The following is an 18714-nucleotide window of genomic DNA, read 5'->3' as shown; positions in this document are numbered from 1 at the left end:
CCCTTCGAAAAACAGACAGGAACCATGACCATCACTCCTACCTCCCCAGGCGTCCCGCACTCTGTTCCGGCCACTCCAGGTGCCAAGATGGCCCATGAGATCAGCGAGCAGCCCCAGGTACTCGCCGGACTCCTGGATTCGGGCCGCCAGCAGTTCGTTGCCATGGCGGACATCATCAAGAGGACGTCCCCGCGGTTTGTCCTGCTTGCCGCCCGCGGCACGAGTGACCACGCGGCGTTGTATGCGAAGTACCTCATTGAAATCAGTCTGGGGTTGCCGGTTGGCCTTGCCTCGCCGTCGACCCTTACTGCGTATGGAGCCAAGCCCCAACTGGAAGGTGTGCTGTGGTTGGCGGTAAGCCAGTCCGGCGGTTCACCGGACCTGGTGGAGTCGACGGCGGCAGCCCGCCGTCTTGGCGCCCTCACCGTGGCGGTGACCAACTCTCCGGGGTCCCCGTTGGCCGGGGCTGCGGAACATCACGTGGATATCCTGGCCGGGAGCGAAACTGCGGTGGCGGCTACCAAGAGCTACACGGCACAGCTTCTGGCTCTGTGGTTGTTGGTGGATGCGTGGCGTGGTGGAACGTCCGCCAACGCGGCGGGCATTCCTGACTGGGCCGCTTCGGTGCTGGCTGACGATGCCGTGTTGGACGTGGCCGGCAGTTACCGCTTTGCCGAGCGCATCATCACTACGGGTCGCGGCTATTCCTATCCCACTGCGAGGGAGGGTGCCTTGAAGCTCATGGAAACTTCCTACCTTCCCGCGCAGGCATTCTCTGGCGCGGACCTCCTGCATGGACCGTTTGCGATGATCGACTCCCAGCATCCTGTGATTGCCGTTGTACCGGAGGGAATCGGGGGAACGGCCATGCGCCCGGTCCTGGAGAGGCTCGTAGAACGGGGTGCCCACGTGTGCGTGGTGGGTGACCTCTCTGCCGCCCTTCCGGGTAGTTTGGTTGTTCCTTTGCCTGCGGGCGTTCCGGAGGAGCTTTCTCCTATCCTGCAGATCCTGCCGCTCCAGCGGCTGGCCTTGCAGTTGTCGGTGGAACGCGGCAACGATCCGGATGCTCCGCGTGGCCTGATGAAGGTGACTGAGACCTGGTAGAGGCCGTTGCGTGCGCGGCTGGATGTGCACACCGCATCCAGCCGCGCATCCAGCCGCGCACCGATGATCCGCACAGGTAACCGGAGTAGTCTGGATTCATGCCTCTCACGTGTGGTGGTCGGTAGTCATGGCGCGGGCCAGGCAGCGGTGGCTGCCAGCTCTCCTGGTTCCCCTTGCACTGGCGTTGGCGGCGCTCATCGGCTCCGTCCAGGCTGGCGCGAGTGTTTCCCTGCCGCCCAAAACAGCGGACGAGATCCTGGCCATGATCGCCCGTACCGAGGTGCGCGCTTTATCCGGCACTGTGGTGCAAACCGCTGAGTTGGGTCTGCCTGAGGTTCCCACTGCCGGCCCGGGAATCGTACCTGGGGCCACCTCGGCACTTGAACTGCTCACAGGTTCGCACACCGCCCGCGTTTATCTGGACGGACCCTCCAAAGCCAAGCTGCAGATCCTGGACAGGATGGCCGAGCGTGACTTTGTGGTCAACGGCGGCGATGCCTGGTTCTACAATTCCGCTGACAACAGCGCTACGCATTTGAGCGTCCCTGTGCCCTCATTGGCAGACCGGGGAAAGTCCCTTCCGACTGAATCAACGCGTCCTGACATTCCCACTCCGGAGGCAATGGCACGTCACTTCCTGTCAGCCATCGATTCCAGCACAGAGGTAACGGTGGGCGAAGCTTCCACCGTTGCGGGTCGAAGCGCTTACCGGTTGAGCCTGGTGCCGCGCAGTGACGGGACACTGGTTGATTCTTTGTCGATCAACGTCGACTCCGAAACCGGATTGCCGCTGCGCGTCGAGGTTCGCGCGAAGGGCCAGCCGGAGCCTGCTTATTCACTTGCCTATACCGAGGTGAACTTCTCCACACCTGACGCGGCCTTGTTTAACTTCACTCCTCCGGCCGGTGCAACTGTCACGGAGAAGCCGGTCCCCATGAAGCCAATGCCGCCGGAGATGGAAGATCCTGCCGTCCCGGCACCGGATGAGCCTGTTCCGGCACCGGGGGGATCATCCATTCCCGTGCTCCCCAATCCCGGCCCTTCAGTGACCGGCGAAGGGTGGGACACCGTGATCGGGTTGCCCGCTGGAACGGCGCCCGCTGATCTCACATCGAACCCGCAACTCGCCCAGGCCCTGCAACCCGTGAATGGCGGACGGGCGTTGACCACGGCCCTGGTGAGCGTCCTCATTCTCGACGACGGCCGCGTGTATGCCGGCTTGGTGCCTTTGGACCGGCTCGAATCAGCCGCGAATGCCCAATGACCGGTGCACAATGATCGGTGCACAACCTAGGGCAACCTGTGAACAGCGCCCCATGATCGGCATCCTGTGACGGAGATCCGCGAAGCTGCTCCCGGCTCCCAACCGATGGACCTTGCGATAGAAACCCATGGCCTCGTGAAGCGCTTCGGGCACCGTTCCGCAGTGGATGGCATTGACCTTGCGGTCCCCCGCGGCGCGGTCTACGGCTTCCTGGGGCCCAATGGGTCGGGAAAGACCACCACGATCCGCGTTTTACTTGGACTGGCTTCAGCGAACAGCGGCGAGATACGGGTTCTGGGCAAGGACATGCCCCGGCAGTGGGCCTCGGTGTTGCCCGATGTAGGCGCGCTGGTGGAGGGGCCGGGGTTCTATCCGTTTCTTTCCGGAGCGGCCAATCTGCTGCGGCTGGATTCAGCGGACCGCCATGCATCGTCTTCCACCCGGCGCAACCGCGTCAACGAAGCATTGGACCGCGTTGGGCTGGGTCACGCCGCCGGAAAGAAAGTACGTGCCTACTCACTGGGCATGAAACAGCGCCTCGGGCTGGCCAACGCCATGCTCCGGCCGCGCGAACTGCTGGTGCTCGATGAACCAACGAACGGGCTGGACCCCCAAGGCACCCGGGAGGTTCGCAGCCTGGTGCGCTCCCTTGCCGCCGGCGGGACCACCGTCTTCGTTTCCAGCCACCTCCTGGCCGAGGTGGAACAAATGTGTACCCATGTGGGGGTGATGAGTGCCGGACGGCTGGTGGCCCAAGGACCGCTGGATGAACTGCGGTCTGCCGGGCAAGCGCACGTTCTGGTACGAACGCCCGACGTCGAACGTGCTGCCGGTGTCCTGGCCCGGCTGGGGCTGGTGCCCGGCGAAGCACCTGGCCGCGGGGTGATCCAGGGAAACGGGCTGGACGGCGTTGAGCCCGAAGAGATCGTTGCAGCCTTGGTAGCCGACGGCGTACGGGTCCGGGGCTTCTCTGTGGAGAACGCAAGCCTGGAAGAGCGGTTCGTGTCCTTGACCGGAGAGGGGTTCGACGTTGTCGGCTGAAACTGGTGACACCTTTGAGAGGGTCGGAAGGGCTGGAACAACCAGGGCTTCCAATGACAAGGCTCTCCATACCGGGATGGGGTGGGCGTTGCTTGGCTCGGAGTTATCCGTGCTGTTTCGTCGCCTCCGCACCTGGGCCATGCTGGTGGCCCTCGCTGCCGTTCCCATCCTGATTGCCCTTGCCGTCAAGCTCTCGTCCCGGCCGGCGACACCTGGCCGCGGGCCACTGTTCCTGGATCGCATCACCCAGAACGGCCTCTTTGTTGCTGTGACAGCCCTCGTGGTGTGTGTCCCGCTGTTCCTCCCCCTCACTGTCGGCGTGGTGGCCGGAGACACCATCGCCGGAGAGGCCAACCTGGGAACTTTGCGGTATCTGCTCCTGGCACCGGCGGGGCGCATCCGTCTGCTCCTGGTCAAGTACACCGGGGCCGCTGCTTTCTGCTGTGCTGCGACGGCTACCGTGGCAGCGGCTGGGACCTTGGCCGGCGTCGTGTTCTTCCCCATCGGTCCTGTCACGCTGCTCTCCGGCGACATGATCGGGGTTGGCGAGTCAGTCCTGCGCTCCTTGCTGATCGCTGCCTACATCACGGTCTCGCTGCTGGGCCTGTCCGCGATCGGGCTGCTCATCTCGACCTTCACGGACGTACCCGTGGGCGCCATGGCCGCCACGATCGTCCTCTCGGTGGTATCGCAGGTACTGGACAACCTGCCACAACTGGAATGGCTGCATCCTTTCCTGTTCAGCCACCACTGGCTGGGCTTCGCCGACCTCCTGCGGCAGCCGGTTGTCTGGACATCGTTTGGCGAAAACGCGCTTCTCCAAGCGGGTTATATTGCCGTCTGCGGCGCGCTGGCCTACGGGAAGTTCACTACCAAAGACATCCTGTCCTAGCTTTGACGTAGGCTCTCTCCATGGCCAGATTCTTTGACGTCCACCCTGAAGATCCCCAACCACGCGCCATCGGCCAAGTGGTTAATATGCTGCAAAGCGGCGGGCTGATCGCCTACCCAACCGACTCCTGCTACGCCCTGGGTGCCCAGATCGGCAACAGGGAAGCCCTGGATCGCATCCGGACCATCCGGCAACTGGACGACAAACACCACTTCACCCTGGTCTGCAAGGACTTTGCCCAAATGGGGCAGTTCGTGATGATCGATAACGATGTTTTCCGCAGCATCAAGGCCGTCACGCCCGGCAGCTACACCTTCATCCTTCCGGCCACCCGCGAGGTTCCCAAGCGCCTGCTCCACCCGAAAAAGAAGACAGTGGGCGTACGCATCCCGGACCACAAGGTGGTCCAGGCACTCCTTGCGGAACTCGGTGAACCCTTGCTGTCCAGCACGCTTCTGCTGCCTGACCAGGAGGAGCCACTGACCCAGGGCTGGGAGATCAAGGAGCGGCTGGACAACGAAGTGGACGCAGTGATCGATTCCGGCGATACCGGTTCAGAGCCCACAACAGTGATCGACTTCTCCAGCGGCACGGCAGAGGTAGTGCGGCGCGGAACGGGCGATCCTTCACGGTTCGAATAGGGTCCCAGCCCTCCGCAGGAGCGGGGTCAGCGGAACTGGAAACGGCAGCTCGCGTTCAAAGCGACCTGGGCCAGCCCTGTCAGTTCCAAGGCGATGGCCGAGGGTTGCGTGGACAGGGGCAGCGGCGGGTACGCCAAGGAAATGGTGAGCTGACGGTTGCCATCAGCACTGCTGATCGAGATGGTGCCATAGCCGGGTATGTCACCTGAATGGCCGTAATAGAGGCCGTTGGTACACGTGTCGTGCCAGTGGTCCAGCCCCAGTCCGTAATCGGCGAAAACCGGGCCCTTCATCTCCACGAGGCTCTGCGGTAAGAGCAGCCGCCCTTTGAGCAACGCTGCGTAGAAGGCATTGATGTCTGCCACGCTGGCGATCACGCCCTCTGAAGCCGGGCCGCCAGCCTGCGCGGAATGCGTGACGTCCACGGTTTTACCCCGCAGCACTGCATAACCATGGACCAACGCGGCCGGAAGGGGGCCCTCGTCCAACACCTTGGTTGAATGCAAATTCAAGGGATCCAGGATGTCCGTTCGCAGCACGGTTCCCAGTGGAGCCCCCCGCAGCCGCTCCACCAAAAAGCCAAGGACCGCATAATCCGAAAGTCCGCTGGCATAGGGAGTCCCGGAGGTGTGGTCCAACAATTGCCGGACGGTCACTGGCTCTTGCCCCGGCTGCAGGAGGACGTCGATCCCCGGCAGGTATTTGGCGATCGGATCCTCAAGTACCAGCCGGCCTTCTTCCACCAGCTTCAACACGGAAACTGCCACCATGGTCCGCGTCAGCCCGCCCACCCGGATCGGATCATCCGCCTGCACGGGAGCACCTCCGTCAAGGCTCCTAACACCTGCCGCGTGCCTCCACACTTGTTGCCCGGCTCTGGCCTCCATCAGCACCGCCGGCGCACCGTTCTGGAGCATCTCCCGACTAAAGAGTTCCAAAGTTGCCTGCAGCTCGCGAAAGGCAGGTGTTACCGGTGGTGACTGTGATGTTGATGTCGGCGGCGGCGCAGGGACCGTGGGAGGGGCCGCCGTCGAGCTTGTCACTGGCGTCGACGGCAGCGGGTTGGGCCGCGGTTCGCCCGTGCAGCCAGCGAGGAACAGGCCGCATACAAGCGTTGCGGTCACAATGCCCCCGCGTGAACCTGGATGCACACCCGCTCCTGCGTTTACTCCTCCTGCTTGCGCGCCCGGCTGGGCTGCACCCGCATTGGCTCCCCCGGCATCTTGGGAAATTCCGGTGGGAACGGCATTTCGCCTTGGCCGTTCTTGACGTCACGCTCCCACCATTGCAGCAGGACGTCGATGTCTCCGGGCTTGTCATGCATCGTTGCCCACGGGTCACCTGTTGTCTTCAGCCGGTCCGGGACAGTGGTGATGGTGTATTTGGCCGGATCGGAATTCTCCAGCTCTTCCCACGCCAACGGGCACGATACCTGTGCATTTGGCACGGCACGCGGGCTGTATGCGCCGGCGATCGTCCGGTCGCGGTTGGCCTGGTTGAAGTCCACGAAGATCCTGGTGCCGCGTTCTTCTTTCCACCATGCTGTAGTGACCTTCTCGGGCATCCGTCGCTCCAACTCCCGGCCGGCAGCGATCACCGCGTGGCGCACTTCCAGGAATTCATGCTTGGGGTGGATGGGCGCATACACATGCAGTCCCCTGTTGCCCGAGGTCTTGATGAAGGCCGTCAGCCCCGCTTCGTCCAACAACGCACGGAGTTCCTGCGCAGCCGGTATGGCGTCATCAAAGTCGGTTCCAGGCTGGGGATCGAGGTCGATTCGCAGCTGGTCGGGGTTATCGGGATCGTTGGCACGGGAAGCCCACGGGTGGAAAACGACCGTGTTCATTTGCGCTGCCCACACCGCGGCCGCGGGTTCATCGATCACCAACTGCGGATGGGTCCGCGCGCTCGGATAAGTCACCATGACCGAGCGGACGTAGTCCGGCGCACCCTTGGGAGGGTTCTTGGAGAAGAACATTTCGCCCTCGATGTTGCCCGAGTACCGCTGGAGACTGACGGGCCGGTTGCCGTTGGCAGCCACAAAAGCGTCCCCCACGTCCACCAGGTAGTTTGCCAGGTCCAGTTTCGTCAGCCCGGCCTCAGGCCACATGATGCGGCCTGGACTTGAAATCCGAACTTCTCGGGGGCCCTCGGGACCGGGCACGGAGACTGTTGCTGATTCGCTCGCCATGGCCACAAGCTACCCCGTCAAGGGCGTTCACGTCAGCATCCCGCGTTCCTTTTTTCGGGCGGCGGGGAGTATGCCTGACAGCTCCAAGGCCAAACTGCTTCATGATGGATACATGCCAAACACTGAAACCGCCCTGACTGTTGCCATGGGAGACACCAAGGTATCGGGAATCCACGTCTGTCCGGAGAAGTCGTTCGCCACCCTCGTAGTTGCCCACGGCGCCGGAGCAGGAAAGGAACACCCCTTCCTGCAGGGATTTGCCGAAGCGATGGCGGAGGAAGGCGTCAGTACGCTGCGCTTCAATTTTCCGTACCGGGAAGCCGGGCGACGATTCCCTGACCGCCCGCCGGCAGCCATAGCCACGTGGCGCGCTGTCATGGAAAAGGCCGCGGAACTCGCAGGCAATGAACCGTTGTGGGCGGGGGGAAAATCCTTTGGCGGACGGATGGCCTCCATGGCCGTGGCTGAGGGAATGCCCGCGAGTGGCCTGGTGTATCTCGGTTATCCACTCCACGCGCCGGGCAAACCGGAGAAGCTCCGCGATGAACACCTCTACGGGATAACAGTGCCCATGCTGTTTCTTCAGGGCACCCGCGATACCTTCGCGACACCGGAACTACTGGAGTCTGTGGTGGCCAGGATAGGCACGACGGCGACTCTCCAGTGGAGCGAAAATGCAGACCACTCGTTCGTGGTCAAGGGCCTCAAGCGCAGTGCCGCCGAGATAGGTGCCTCGCTTGCACCCGCGGTGGCAGGATTCATGAGGGAAAACAGTTGAGGAACTACTTCGGCACCGGCTCGTGGCGCAGGTAGGATCTCCGGAAGCGGCCGGTGCCCGCTGTCAGGGCGCGAAGTTCCACGGCGTAGCGCCGAAGTTCCTGGTCAGGGACCTCGGCGGTGATCTCAGTGCCTTCGCCGTTGGCTGCCGTCGTGCCTGTCACCCGTCCCCTTCGGCCGGACAAATCACTCATCACTGCCCCGACATGCTCGTCCGGGACACTGACCACAACGGCTGACACGGGCTCAAGCAACTGGATTTTGGCCGTTGCCGCGGCTTCGCGGAGGGCCAAGGCGCCGGCGGCCTGGAAGGCTGCGTCCGAGGAATCCACACTGTGGGTTTTTCCGCCCACCAAGGTGACTTTGATATCCACCACGGGGAACCCGGCCGAAACGCCCTTCAGCATCTGGGAGCGGACGCCCTTTTCCACGGAAGTGACGAACGTACCGGGAATGACACCGCCCACCGTCTTGTCAGCGAATTCAAACCCCTCCCCGCGCGCCAGGGGCTCGACCTCGATGTCGCAGATAGCGAACTGCCCATGTCCGCCGGATTGCTTGACGTGCCGGCCGTGCCCGGCTGCCTTGCTGGCGAAGGTCTCCCGCAACGGTGTGATGACCTCCACGGTTTGAAGTTTGACGCCCTGGTTGCGCAGCCTGTCCAGGATCACCTCGGCATGCGCTTCACCCATGCACCACAGGATCAGCTGGTGCGTGTCCTGGTTGCGTTCCACCCGAAGCGTCGGATCTGCCGCGACTACCTTTCCTATGCTCTTGGCCAACGCGTCCTCGTCGCTACGGGACATTCCTTCGATCGCTATGGGCATCAGCGGTTCAGGCATGTTCCAGGTTTCGATCAGCAGGGGGGCGTCCTTGTCAGAGACCGTGTCCCCGGTTTCCGCGTTTGCCAGCTTGCTGAGGGCACAAATGTCACCTGCGATGCACTGGGAGACAGCTTTCAGGCTTGATCCGACGGGTGAGTACAGATGCGTGACGCGTTCATCGCTGTCGTGGTCCTCGTGTCCCCTGTCAGCCAATCCCCTGCCGCCGATGTGGATGGCTGTATCTTCACGGAGGGTTCCGGAAAAAACACGGACCAGGCACACGCGACCCAGGAACGGGTCCACAGTCGTCCGTACCACCTCGGCAGCCAGGCGTCCTGCGGGGTCGCAGTCCAGCGGTTTCAGGGACGAACCGTCGAGCTTCATCACCGGGGGTGCGGTTCGTTCCAGCGGCGACGGCAGCGCATCGATCATCAGCGCCATGAGCTCGGGAAGCCCCAAACCCGTTTCCGCCGAGGTAGCCATCACCGGGAAGAAGGAGCCTCTGCTCACAGCGGTCTCCAGGTCCTTGATGAGGTCCTCCAGCGGCAACTCTTCACCGCCCAGGTAGCGGTCCATCAACGTCTCGTCTTCGCTCTCGGCAATGATCCCTTCAATCAACGGACCGCGTGCTTCCTCCACGGCAGGATCATTGCTGCTTCCGTGGAGCACGCCTGCCAGTTCTCCCCCGGAAGGCAGGTACAGCGGGAGAACGGACTCGCCGAAGGCTTCCTGGCAACGCACGACGGCGGCGCTGAAGTCTGCGCGGGGGTGGTCCAGGCGGCTGACTACGACAGCCCTCGGCATGCGGATCTTCTCGCATTCACCCCACAAGGCGATGGTGGCGCCGTCGATGCCGTCCACGGCGGACACGACAAAGAGGGCCGCATCGGCGGCCCTCAACCCTGCTCGTAATTCCCCTGTGAAATCCGTGTACCCCGGAGTGTCGATCAGGTTCACCTTGACCTCGCCCACCAGTATCGGGGCCACAGACAAGGTGACGGACCTCTGCTGGTGGATGGCTGAAGGGTCTGAATCACTGACGGTAGTCCCCTCGGTGATCGAGCCCATCCTGGTGATGGCCCCGGTCGCCGCCAACAGGGCCTCCACCAGCATCGACTTCCCTGCACCTGAATGCCCCACGAGTGCCACGTTGCGTATCTTGGCAGGATCGCTTGCCGCCAGAGCCGTACCGTTCTCGCTTCGCCGGGACTCGGGTGTACCGGGTCCGGCCGCTTTGGCCGTCTCCCGTGTGCCCTTCGCGGACATGAGCACCTCCTGGTGTCGTATCCAAGCTCGGAGTTCGAACGCGTCGAAAGGTTCGAACGTGTAAGAGGATTGGACACCCTGAGGCGACCACAGGGCAAGACCCAGTTGCGGACGAAGAGCCGCCGGCCAAGCGGCCAACGTGTACTAGGCCGGCACCATGCCCCACAACAACCATGCTGAGGTTACAGTGCTTCCTGTGATGACTACGGAGAATCCTGTCAGCCACAGGAATGATGGGACACCCGTGGTTTGGCTCAGGATGTAGGCGTCCGACGCTGCGAGCCGGTTCCGGCGCCGTGTATGGACACCGGCAAGCTTGAAAAGGTCGCGCACGGCACCCACTGACAGGGCGATCCCCAAGGCCAGCACAGCGTAGTCAACGATGGTGGGAGATCCGAAGAAGACCAAAAGCTGGGCGATAGCTGCGCTGACCACCGCCACGAGGATCCCTGTGAGGTTGCGCAGGAAAATCAGGGAGACCAGCAGGATGAGGGCGCCTACGGACATTGCGGCCCCTGATCGGCCGGCGGCGAACGCAGCAATCAAGGCAAGTCCCACTACCGCGGGCGCAGGATATCCCCAGAACCCTGACCAGGCCGCACCAAAGGGGCTCCGGCCGCTGCTGACGAGGCGGCCCGAATGATCCAGTCCGATGCGGAGGCTGTGGACGAATCGCCCCGTCATGAGGGCGGCATAGGCGTGGCCCAGCTCATGGACGAAGGTGACGTAGAGACCGAACCATCGCCACGTGGCTCGAGGGATGCTCAAAATGGTTGCTGCGGCAAGAATCGCCACCAACGCAGATAGGGGCACGGCCGTCGTGTGGACGTCGGTGAAGCCACGGACCACAGCCGCCCACCAGGTTTGTAAAGGATTCACAGCGGGATTCACAGCGCCGTTCACAGCAACGTTCACGGCACCGGGGAGTTGAGGCGTGAACGGAGCCCGGCTACCAGGATCTCCAAACCGAAATCGAAGGCTGCTTCACCCCGCTTGTCCGGCGGACCCGCGTGCGTTAACGCCTGGGTAAGGGCCGGGTAGCCGTCAACGGGAGGGGCCCACACGACGTCGGGAGCGGCCAGGTCCAACGCAAATCCCAAGGCAAAACTGTCGATCGTGGAGATGGCCGAAACCACATCCTGTCCCTGGAAACCGGCATTTTCCAAGGCGACCGCCAGACTCTCATAGAGAGCCAGCACCTGATCGTCCTGCACAGTTTGCAAGACCAGCAGGGGCGCCAGGCGGGGGTGCCGGGCGAAGGCGTCCCGGTAGGCGCGGACGATGACCCTGAGGGCGTCCTCCCAGTCCTGCCCTTCATGGAGCGTGTAAGGGCTCTCGGCGATGATCCGTCCCCGCATCAGCTCCAGTATTTGTTCGCGGCCGCTGACATGGTTGTAAATGGACGATTGACTGACGCCGATCCTCTTGGCCAGTTTGGGCAGGCTGAAGTCCCCGGCCTCGTCCACCAGTTCCAAGGCGGCCGTGACGAGTGCGTCGATGGATATCAGCGGAACCAGCGGGCGTGGCATTCGGGTTCTCCAATCAATGTGTTGTTACGACTCTAGCCAGAAGTTTGGGCAAAGGTATTGTGCGCCCAATCACAAGGCCCTACGATAAACGAAAGCCTTTCGCTTATCGATCGACTCCCCCCCAAATCTCCCCGCATTAGATCTCCGAGGACACCATGTCTGAAATCGAAACCCGCCCTCCTGCAGCGGATGCTGGAAACGGGCTCAAGAAAAATGCCATCGGCACAGGCGGCATTGCATTCCTGGTCATCTCCGCAGCAGCTCCCTTGACCGTGATGGCCGGCGTGGCACCTGTGGCCATTGGCATCGGGGGCATTGGCGCCCCCATGGGCTACGTCATCGCCGGCGCCGTTCTCTTGATCTTCGCTGTGGCTTTCATGGCCATGACCAAGCACGTCAAAGCAGCCGGCGGCTTCTACACCTACATCACTCTTGCCATGGGAAAAACGGTAGGTCTGGCCTCCGCCATCCTCGCCATCGTCTCCTATAACTGCCTGCAGATCGGCGTCTACGGGCTCTTCGCAGTCCAGACCCAGGCCATGCTCCGAACACTCTTCGGCCTGGACGTACCATGGCCGGCAGTCGCCTTGATGGCCGTCGCCGCCGTCTGGTTCCTTGGCTATCGGGGCATCGACGTCGGGGCAAAGGTCCTGGGTGTCCTGCTCATTGCCGAGACCGCCATCCTTGCCGTCATGGGCGCCGGCATCCTGGCGAACGGGGGCGCCCAAGGCATCAGCCTTGCCTCCTTCTCCCCCGAGCATGCGTTCACCCCTGGCGTCCTGGCCATCCTTGCCATCTGCTTCGCCGCTTTCATGGGCTTTGAATCCACCGTGCTGTACCGCCGTGAGGCCCGAAACCCAGACAAGTCCATCCCGCGGGCAACCTACATCGCGGTCGGCTTCATGTCCGTGTTCTATGCGTTCATCGTGTGGACGGTCATCCAGGCCTACGGCGATGGTGACGTGATGGCAGCTGCAGGTGAGTTGGCCGACGGCATGTTCTTCGCCACGATCAATCACTACGTGGGTCCGTGGGCCGAGGTTGTCATGTACGTGCTGATCGTGACCAGTGTCTATGCCTCCCAGCTTGCCTTCCACAATGCCATCAACCGCTACGTTTACATGCTGGCAAAGGACGGCGTCCTTCCCGCTTTCCTCGGGAGGACCCATCCGAAGTACAAGTCCCCGCACCGCGCCGGACAGATCCAGACAGCCCTCGCAGCCGTCGTCATCATTATTTGCGCCATCGCCGGCGCCGATCCTTACAAGGAGCTGCTGATCTGGGTCAACACCCCCGGCATCTTCGGCATTGTCGCGTTGCAGGGACTGGTGTCCGTGGCAGCTTTCATCTACCTTCGGCGCAACCCGGAAGCCGTGACCAACCGGCTGCTCATTCCTTTGAGCATCGCTTCAGCCATCCTGCTCTTCGGTGTGGTTGCCCTGATCGCCATCAACATCGAACTGTTGACTTTCGCCGATGCCCTTACCAACACCATCCTCCTGTTGGTGACCCCCCTTGTTTTCGTGGCAGGCCTGCTGACAGCCCGCAGATTGCGCAGTGCCCGCCCTCACATCTTCGCCCGGATTGGAAGCTTCGAAACCCATGACTCCTGACCTCATTGTCCTTGCCGACACCATCCACACGCTCGACGACCACCCGGATAACGGTTCCCGACCGGCCATTCAGGCCGTTGCCGTCCGCGACGGGTTGGTAGCCGCCGTCGGAACCCGGGAGGATGCCCGGCAGTGGCGTGGGCCCGGTACCCGGGTAGTGGACCTTGGCGGTGCGACACTTACGCCAGGCCTGGTGGATTGCCACATCCACCCGGTGTTTGGCCTGGACCTGACCATCGGCTGTGATCTGTCCGGCGCGTCGACTTTGGCTGAAGTACGCGCGCTGCTGCAGTCAGAATCAATGAACGGCGCAGAATCAACGACCGGCCCAGAATCAATGACGGGCCCAGTGCCATCGGACGACGGCGGCTGGTTGCGTGCCTGGGGTCTGAATCCGAACGCGTTTGGCCCAGTACCCCTGCACCGGAGTGTGCTCGACGAAGTCTCCGGAGACCGGCCGGCGATGATCCGTTTGTTCGACGGGCATTCGGCGTTGGCAAACAGCCGGGCACTGGAATTGGCCGGGATCAGTGGCCGCGTTGAATTCGACCAGTCCGCCGAGGTGGTCTGCGACGCCGACGGCGTCCCCACAGGGATGCTCCTGGAAGCGGCGGCCATTGACCTGGTGCAGCGTCACATTCCCAAGGAATCCTTTGAGGACCGCAAGACCCGCCTGGGTGTCTTGCTCCGGGACTTCGCCCGGTCCGGCCTGACCGGCGGGCACGTCATGGACCATGACGAGGAGTCGACGGCTCTACTTCAGGCTTTGGAAGCCGACGGTGAGCTGCCGCTGCGGTTGCGGAGTGCGCCGTGGTGCATGCCGGGCACTGGCGTGGCCGAATGGAAGCAGCTTGCCCGCACTGTAGGCACCGGCGGACGCCGCTGGTCGGTCGAGGCCATCAAACTGTTCGTTGATGGAACCGTGGACAATGGGACGGCGTGGCTTTACGAGCCGGACCTGTACGGCCAATCCACTGCGCCATTCTGGCCACGGCCGGAAGAATACACAGCTGCGGTACGCTACTTTGCCTCCCGGGGAATCCCGACGGCGACACACGCCATTGGCGATGCCGGCGTGGAACATGTCCTGGACGCCTTGGAGTCGCTCCGCGGTGTTGTGCCCTCGGACGTGCTCCGCCAGACAGTTCACAGGATTGAACATATCGAAACGGTGCCCGACCAGCTGGTGGAACGCTTCCAGCACGCCGGAGTCGTGGCGAGTATGCAGCCGACGCACTGCACACATTATTCCGCGGCTGACCACAGTGACAATTGGTCCACCCGGCTAGGCAAGGTCCGTGCCGACCGCGCATGGCGTTGCAGGGACCTCCGCGAGGCCGGAGTCACCGTGGGCATCGGCTCCGACTGGCCGATCGCTCCGTACGCACCCTTGCCGATCATTGCAGACGCCCAGTTGCGGCGCCGTTCCGGACATCCGGAGCAGGAGCCCATCGCACCAGCCCAGGCGCTCACCGCACTCCAAGCGCTTGAGGGCTACACCTCGCACGCGGCGCGGGCTGCAGGACTGTGGGACGTTTCGGGCTCGATCACGGTGGGCAAACGCGCCGACTTCACCGCGTTTGAGCGGGACCCACTGACCACGGCGCCGGATGAGTTTGCCGCAAGCAGCGTAGTAGGCACGTTCGTGGACGGCGAGATCCAGTTCATGTTGGAAAGGCTTGCCTAGCAGTTCTTTCATCGGCTGGGCTACATGCGGTTCTTGGTTTTGGCCGTAGCCAGTGCCGTCCACGGATCTTCGGGCCAGGGATGCCTGGGGTAGCGCCCACGCATCTCTGCCCGAACCCGGGAGTAGGGCCCGGACCAGAACGAAGCGAGATCGGCTGTTACTGCCAACGGCCTGCCTGCGGGAGACAAAAGGTGGAAAAGCACCGGTACCCTTCCGCCAATAAGGCGGGGCGTGCGGTCCCAGCCGAAGCATTCCTGCAGCTTGACCGCTACAACCGGGCTACCGCCGTCGTGCTCCGCATTCTTTCGCTCCGGGCCCCCGGAGCCGTCAGCGACCTCGGGGTAGTCGATCCTCACCCGCGAGCCGCTGGGCACCTGAAGGCGCTCGGGCACCAGGCTGTCCAAGGTGGAAGCCTCGGGCCACGGGAGCAGGCGCCGGAGTGGATCGGTGAGGTCAATCGTGGCGGCCGGGGTACCGGTGGCCATGGATTCGAGCTCCGGGGCAAGCCAGTCATCCAACCTGGCCAACAGGGCGGATTCGCTGACATCCGGCCACGGATCGCCCAGCTCCCGGTGCAACAAGGCCAGACGCCGGCGCAGCGCATCTGCCGCAGCGGACCACCCGATCATCGAGAGTCCTGCCTTTTCCAGCGCAATCGCAACAGCATGACGGCCCTGCTCGACGCTGGGGCGCACGGGCGTCGAGGACAGCACAAGGGCTCCCAGCCTCCGCTCAAGCCTGGCGGTCACCCGGCCTTGGGCGAAACGTGCCGTTACTTCCTCCACCGACAGCTCCGGCGCCGCAGCCACCGCCAGTTCGGCGGACAGGGGCGCCGCCGATCGGATCACGGCTCCCGTGCCCGCGGCATCCCTGCCTTGGGCGCGGGAAACCTCCGCCACGGCCAACCAGTCATGACCGGCCAGGGAGCTACCTGCGGGCAGACCAGCCCTGGTGCCCGATGTCAGCAGATACGTGGGTGCCCCTTGGCCGGGAACCCGCCTGGCAATACGGTCCGGGAAGGCCAACGCGACCACGAACCCCGGAGCTTCCCTCGCTGAAACGTCCAGGGGCGCTTTCACGGCGTCGGAGGTCTCCTGACGCGCGAACGATTCCATCCGTTTGACGTCCTCGGCGAATCGTCGGGCTGCCGGGTCTGATCCGGAACGGACTGCCGCCAGGAGTTTTGTGAGATCGGCACCAGGTGCGCGTTGATCACCGGCCACCAGTGCCACGGTTTCAGCGGCAAGGCGGCGGCCAACCAGCGCGGAACCGTCCAGCAACGCGCGGGCCAGCCGCGGGTCTGCCGGGATCTTCGCGAGTGTCCTGCCCAGGTCCGTGACCGTTCCTTCCAATGTCACTGCACCGAGTTCCCGAAGGACCTCGACGGCGTCATCCATAGCGGCACGCGGTGGTGCGTCGGGCAGTGCAAGCCCCCGACCCCCGGGTGCTCCCCAGCAAGCGAGAACCAGAGCGGCGCTGGTGAGGTCGGCCACCGAAATCTCCGGGGTTTGATGTGCTGGCGCAGCAGCGAAGGCCTGTTGGTCGTAGCACCGGACAACCCTGCCTGGTCCTTGGCGCGCTGCGCGGCCGGCCCGCTGCTCCGCAGAAGCCTTCGAGCAGGACACCGTCACCAGTCCGGACATGCCTCTGCCCGCGTCACGACGCGGTTCACGTGACAGGCCGGAATCAATAACGAGCCGGACGCCCGGCACCGTGAGTGACGACTCGGCCAACGCCGTTGACACAATAATTCGAGGAGGGCCGCCGGGTTCCCGGCCCGAAACCGCCCGGTCCTGGGCATCCGGACCGATCTGGCCGTGCAGCTCAAGTACCTCAACACCGCCCTGGACCCGCCCGCGGAGGCGGCTGGCGACGTCGGACACTTCACGGACGCCTGGGAGGAAGACCAAAGCGTCAACGTCGGGGTTTTCCATGAGCGCTTCCTCATGGGCGGCCACCGTTGTCTCGGCAACATGGTTAAGGAAGCTGTATGCCACGCCGCGATCGTCCAAGCGCTGGCCCGGGGCCGGAACCCACTGGACCTCCAGGGCGTGCAGCACGGAAGGACAGTCGACGACGGGAGCCGGCACGCCGCCGTCGGCCTCCCCCAAGCCGCCTCGCTCCAGCCCGTTTTGCCCCAGCAGGCTGGCGAAACGCTTCGCGTCAACGGTTGCCGACATGGCCACCAGCGTGAGGTCGCCCCGGAGTTCCTGGACTTCCGCGAGCATGCCCACCAGCAGGTCGGTTTCGAGGCCCCGCTCGTGGACCTCATCCAGGATCACCGCTTGCGTGCCCTCAAGTCCCGGATCAGCCAGGAGGCGCCGCAAGAGAATGCCGGGAGTGACGAATTCCACCACAGTGTCCGGGCCCGATTTGCTCTCGCCGCGGACTGTATAACCCACCCGGCTGCCCAGACGGCTGCCGTCGAGAGAGGCAAGGCGGCGGGCGGCTGAACGCGCGGCCACCCTGCGCGGTTGGGTGACGACGACGCGGGGCGGGCCCGGGCGCCCCTCCTCCACGAGGTTGGCCAGCAGCGGAGGAACCAATGTTGTCTTTCCCGTCCCGGGTGGGGCCTGGACGACCACCGTTCCGCCGACGCCCTGGCTTTTGAGCGCAGCGGTGAGCTTTCCCAGGGAATCAGCGAAGACCAGCCCTGCGCCAATGGTCTCCAGTCTAAAAGTCACCACACCATTGTCCCTGCTTGCCTGCACTAAAAAGGCCACGCCCCTCGATCAACCTGACGGCTGCGAGGAGGCGTGGCCCCTTCAGTGGTCTTGCTGTTGGGTCGGCGTGCTAGCCAATGGTGGACGCGTCGATGACGAAGCGATAACGCACATCGGAGGCGAGTACGCGCTCATAGGCATCGTTGATCTTGCTGGCGGGGATGACCTCGATCTCGGCACCGAGCCCGTGCTCGGCGCAGAAGTCCAGCATTTCCTGGGTTTCGCGGATTCCGCCAATCATGGAGCCGGCGAACCTGCGGCGTCCACCGATGAGGGCGAAAGCATTCACGGGCAGCGGCTCGGCCGGCGCGCCAACGTTCACCAGCGTGCCGTCAAGGCTCAGCAGTTGCAGGTAGGCGCTGATATCGATGGAAGCACTGACCGTGTTGATGATGAGGTCAAAGGTACCTGCCAGTTGCTCGAACGTGGCAGGATCACTGGTGGCGTAATAGTGGTCAGCGCCAAGATTGAGGCCATCTTCCATCTTCTTCAGGGACTGAGACAAAACCGTCACCTCGGCACCCATGGCGTGGGCAATCTTGACCCCCATGTGGCCCAGGCCGCCAAGGCCCACGATCGCGACCTTCTTGCCAGGGCCGGCTTCCCAGTGGTGCAGCGGGGAGAAAGTCGTGATGCCTGCGCACAGCAGCGGTGCAGCAACGTCGAGATCCAGCGCTTCAGGGATGGTGACGACAAAGTCCTCGTTCACCACCACGCTGCTCGAGTAACCGCCCTGGGTGACGGTACCGTCACGGTCAATTGCTCCGTAAGTGCCCACGTTGCCGTTGAGGCAGTACTGTTCCTCGCCCGCCAAGCAGTTCCGGCACTCCTTGCACGAGTTGACCATGCAGCCAACACCAACCCGGTCGCCGACTTTGTGCTTGGTGACGTTCGGGCCAACTTCGGTAACGATGCCGGCAATCTCGTGGCCAGGGACCAGCGGGTACTGCTGGGGACCCCAATCGCCGCGCACAGTGTGGATGTCCGAGTGACAGATGCCAGCGAATTTGATGTCAATGTGGACATCGTGAGGTCCAACCCCGCGACGTTCGATGGTGGTCAGGGTGAGGTCGCCCGTGGCCGAGGGTGAAGCATAAGCGTTAGCGGAAGGCATGTTTCTCCTGCGTGATGAAGATCAGTGGATGTTTCCATCTAACCCTCT

15 protein-coding genes are annotated in these 18714 nt (G+C 63.5%); 8 read left to right on the top strand and 7 right to left on the bottom strand.

Annotated features, from left to right (window positions below; all coding sequences use genetic code 11):
- The first annotated feature begins 24 nt into the window (after window positions 1-24).
- From AC6I99_RS11330 to AC6I99_RS11310, 5 genes are all read left to right on the top strand, one after another.
- Window positions 25-1104 (top strand): SIS domain-containing protein, encoded by a 1080-nt coding sequence (locus AC6I99_RS11330; RefSeq protein WP_497945083.1) that lies wholly within the window; start codon window positions 25-27, stop codon window positions 1102-1104.
- A 127-nt stretch (window positions 1105-1231) separates the two neighbouring features.
- A complete protein-coding gene (locus AC6I99_RS11325; RefSeq protein ID WP_497945084.1) occupies window positions 1232-2368 on the top strand; it encodes a LolA family protein in 1137 nt (378 codons plus the stop codon).
- 105 nt (window positions 2369-2473) lie between these two features.
- Window positions 2474-3409, top strand: a complete 936-nt coding sequence (locus AC6I99_RS11320; RefSeq protein WP_497947092.1) for an ABC transporter ATP-binding protein — start codon at window positions 2474-2476, stop codon at window positions 3407-3409.
- Between the two features lie 76 nt (window positions 3410-3485).
- Window positions 3486-4301 carry an ABC transporter permease gene (locus tag AC6I99_RS11315; RefSeq protein ID WP_497947096.1) on the top strand — a complete coding sequence of 272 codons (816 nt, stop codon included), beginning with the start codon at window positions 3486-3488 and terminating at the stop codon, window positions 4299-4301.
- Between the two features lie 20 nt (window positions 4302-4321).
- Complete coding sequence (locus tag AC6I99_RS11310) at window positions 4322-4942, top strand: L-threonylcarbamoyladenylate synthase (RefSeq protein WP_216925826.1); 621 nt, start codon at window positions 4322-4324, stop codon at window positions 4940-4942.
- A 26-nt stretch (window positions 4943-4968) separates the two neighbouring features.
- On the opposite strand, the gene AC6I99_RS11305 is transcribed toward AC6I99_RS11310, so the two are convergent.
- Together AC6I99_RS11305 and ligD are read right to left on the bottom strand one after the other, a co-directional pair.
- A complete protein-coding gene (locus AC6I99_RS11305; protein ID WP_497947100.1) occupies window positions 4969-5985 on the bottom strand; it encodes a serine hydrolase domain-containing protein in 1017 nt (338 codons plus the stop codon).
- A gap of 122 nt (window positions 5986-6107) precedes the next feature.
- On the bottom strand, window positions 6108-7133 hold the full coding sequence (gene ligD / locus AC6I99_RS11300) for a non-homologous end-joining DNA ligase (protein ID WP_224164331.1): 1026 nt from the start codon (window positions 7131-7133) through the stop codon (window positions 6108-6110).
- A 112-nt stretch (window positions 7134-7245) separates the two neighbouring features.
- Here ligD and AC6I99_RS11295 point away from each other — a divergent pair, with 112 nt between their 5' ends.
- Complete coding sequence (locus AC6I99_RS11295) at window positions 7246-7911, top strand: alpha/beta hydrolase family protein (RefSeq protein ID WP_497945085.1); 666 nt, start codon at window positions 7246-7248, stop codon at window positions 7909-7911.
- A 4-nt stretch (window positions 7912-7915) separates the two neighbouring features.
- Here AC6I99_RS11295 and AC6I99_RS11290 read toward each other — a convergent pair whose 3' ends face one another.
- From AC6I99_RS11290 to AC6I99_RS11280, 3 genes are all read right to left on the bottom strand, one after another.
- A complete protein-coding gene (locus tag AC6I99_RS11290; RefSeq protein ID WP_497945086.1) occupies window positions 7916-10000 on the bottom strand; it encodes an elongation factor G-like protein EF-G2 in 2085 nt (694 codons plus the stop codon).
- A gap of 144 nt (window positions 10001-10144) precedes the next feature.
- The gene (locus AC6I99_RS11285) at window positions 10145-10879 is read right to left on the bottom strand and encodes a M50 family metallopeptidase (protein WP_497960974.1); all 735 of its coding nucleotides are present in this window, start codon (window positions 10877-10879) and stop codon (window positions 10145-10147) included.
- Between the two features lie 32 nt (window positions 10880-10911).
- A complete protein-coding gene (locus tag AC6I99_RS11280; RefSeq protein WP_497945088.1) occupies window positions 10912-11529 on the bottom strand; it encodes a TetR/AcrR family transcriptional regulator C-terminal domain-containing protein in 618 nt (205 codons plus the stop codon).
- A gap of 155 nt (window positions 11530-11684) precedes the next feature.
- Between AC6I99_RS11280 and AC6I99_RS11275 the strand changes: the two genes are divergently transcribed.
- Both AC6I99_RS11275 and AC6I99_RS11270 read left to right on the top strand, forming a co-directional pair.
- A complete protein-coding gene (locus tag AC6I99_RS11275) occupies window positions 11685-13142 on the top strand; it encodes an APC family permease (protein WP_497945089.1) in 1458 nt (485 codons plus the stop codon).
- Window positions 13132-14829 (top strand): amidohydrolase, encoded by a 1698-nt coding sequence (locus tag AC6I99_RS11270; RefSeq protein WP_497945090.1) that lies wholly within the window; start codon window positions 13132-13134, stop codon window positions 14827-14829. The genes AC6I99_RS11275 and AC6I99_RS11270 overlap by 11 nt, the downstream gene beginning before the upstream one ends.
- 20 nt (window positions 14830-14849) lie before the next feature.
- Here the strand turns inward: AC6I99_RS11270 and hrpB are convergent, their stop codons facing one another.
- Window positions 14850-17540, bottom strand: coding sequence for an ATP-dependent helicase HrpB (gene hrpB / locus AC6I99_RS11265; protein ID WP_497961956.1), 2691 nt, complete (start codon window positions 17538-17540; stop codon window positions 14850-14852).
- Window positions 17541-17622: 82 nt separating this feature from the next.
- Complete coding sequence (locus AC6I99_RS11260) at window positions 17623-18666, bottom strand: NAD(P)-dependent alcohol dehydrogenase (RefSeq protein WP_224164324.1); 1044 nt, start codon at window positions 18664-18666, stop codon at window positions 17623-17625.
- Between the last annotated feature and the right edge of the window lie 48 nt (window positions 18667-18714).

This window comes from Arthrobacter sp. TmtSoilC77 (assembly GCF_059739415.1).
The sequence above is the reverse complement of the archived record's forward strand: the minus strand, read 5'-3'. Positions and strand labels throughout refer to the sequence as shown.